The organism is Paenibacillus sp. P4_A7 (assembly GCF_056402455.1).
In genome coordinates this window covers 1-1,908 of record NZ_JBFUHJ010000699.1, presented here as the reverse complement: position 1 = coordinate 1,908, position 1,908 = coordinate 1, and the positions used below count along the sequence as shown (strand labels likewise).

Sequence of the window (1,908 nt, the reverse complement as noted above, 5' to 3'; positions counted from 1 at the left end):
GTGTGCGTTCCTCGGGATTGATGACAAGTCCGCCCGCCTCCAAAGCAGGGTTGTTCGTTTGCGTGGGTTGATTAAACTCCGTGGAACGCCTCAACTGAGCATTCACACGAGCAACCAATTCCATCGGGTTGAATGGTTTGGTCACATAATCATCCGCTCCACTTACCAGTCCTGTAATCTTATCGAGGTCAGTCGATTTGGCACTTAAAAAAATAATAGGCAGATGATGCTGAGCTCTAATCTGCCTTGTTGCTTCATAGCCATTCAGTTTAGGCATCATAATATCTAAAATTGCTAAATCAATGGAATGTGTCTGAACAGTTGAAAGAGCTTCTTGCCCATCAGCTACTTTAATGCAGAAGTAACCCTCTTTTTTTAAATGCAGCTCAATTAGATCGGCAATCTCTGCCTCATCATCTGCTATCAGAATTGTGATTGGCTTCATTCGTTCCACCCCGTATCGCATTAGTATGGCTTTAATTGTATCAGATAGGCCTACCTCTTGCTTGGATAACTCTTGATGTAGCTACTAACTGAGCGATTAATTTGAATATAATGAAACCGATTAAGCCGCCACTAGAGTTGAGTATGAGATCATCGACATCAAAACTTCCAATAGAGAATATGACCTGTGCGCTTTCCAAGATTAAACTTAAACCTAACGAAAGTGTGAACGCGCCAATAAAAGAGATTTTTCCGTTTCTTAACATTAAACCAAGCAAAATACCGAACGGTATGAATATCACGAAATTCCCAACCAAGTTAATTAGGCCATGACTCGATATACCATGAATCGTTCTGGATATTTCTTTAAAGGGAATCAGATTGCCTTTATGAAATTGCCTGCTGATAGAATCAGGGTTCCCTAAACTCAGCTTAAGCTGCTGCCAGAGAAATCTCATATTAATTGGGCCGAACTTAAATAGAATAATTTTGAATAACGCGTACACATATAGTGTAAAAAGCAATTGGATTTTGATATCAGTTAACATTTTCTTATGTTTCAGCAAAAAAAACCACTTCTTCATCCATAGATTCCTCCTAACCATGCATTCACTCTAGGATAAGGAAAACTATTTAAAAAGAAATGGGGTTAAAAATAAAGTTTTTCTTAAACTTCTACATCATTGAGGGTAAGCGTACGAACCGCAGCCTGATTGTTTTCCTGCTTTAACTGATAATACTTCAACAGCTCATTTGAGATTTTTCCAATGCCAAGCTTACTGGCCACTTCAAGTGCGGGCATATAGTTTTCATAATTCATATACTTTAAAATAAGCTTTCGCTTTTTGTTTCTCGAGCAATGACTGTGATAAATTGCCCACATAATGGTTTCGTTATCTGTCGATATCGGGTCGATTAATTCCGGCAGATCAACTTCAATCAATAGAGCAATAACTTCAGCCATTCGATTCTGAAGTTTATTTTCAGCTAACATGTTTTGTGCCCAGCTAGTAATCAGATTATTTTTAACAGGGTAATTTAGCAGCAGATTAACTAAAATCTCGTCATGCTCCGATTGCTCGATTAACCATTCAATATCATCAAGCTGAAGCTCCTGACCACTTATTGCTGCAGTGAAGGCTTGTTTCAAATCATCATTGCCGAAACCAATGACATGCTTATATAAAGAAAATAAGCTATTCATTTGTAACTTGCTAAAGGGCTCGGAAGATGTACGTTTTTTCAATATTCTCAGGAAAATTTGGATGCATTGTAAGCGTTGAAATTTCATATTAGATTCTAGATCATCAATAATTAATAGGGTTAAATAATGTACGGATTCATGGTCGAAGGCCATTGATTGCAATAGCTGCTTCTCTTTAACTAAATCCCTGGTGTTTGTTATGAACTTCCTAATAAACTTATTTGTAACAAATACCATGAGAGCGCGCTCAAGCTGTTCAA

3 protein-coding genes are annotated in these 1,908 nt (G+C 37.7%); all 3 read right to left on the bottom strand.

All coding sequences use genetic code 11. The features are described 5' to 3' along the window. Nucleotides 1-445, bottom strand: a 445-nt coding sequence (locus tag AC1DWN_RS33095; RefSeq protein WP_477563078.1) for a response regulator transcription factor, incomplete at its 3' end; no start/stop codon positions are given. 40 nt (nucleotides 446-485) lie between these two features. Next, on the bottom strand, nucleotides 486-1,028 hold the full coding sequence (locus AC1DWN_RS33090) for a VanZ family protein (protein ID WP_477563077.1): 543 nt from the start codon (nucleotides 1,026-1,028) through the stop codon (nucleotides 486-488). An 83-nt stretch (nucleotides 1,029-1,111) separates the two neighbouring features. Further along, on the bottom strand, nucleotides 1,112-1,908 hold a 797-nt coding region (locus AC1DWN_RS33085; protein WP_477563076.1), incomplete at its 5' end, for a hypothetical protein.

Excerpts from the sequence above, each read along its gene's own strand:
- AC1DWN_RS33090 (WP_477563077.1), bottom strand. The coding sequence starts at position 1,028 with ATGAAGAAGTGGTTTTTTTTGCTGAAACATAAGAAAATGTTAACTGAT.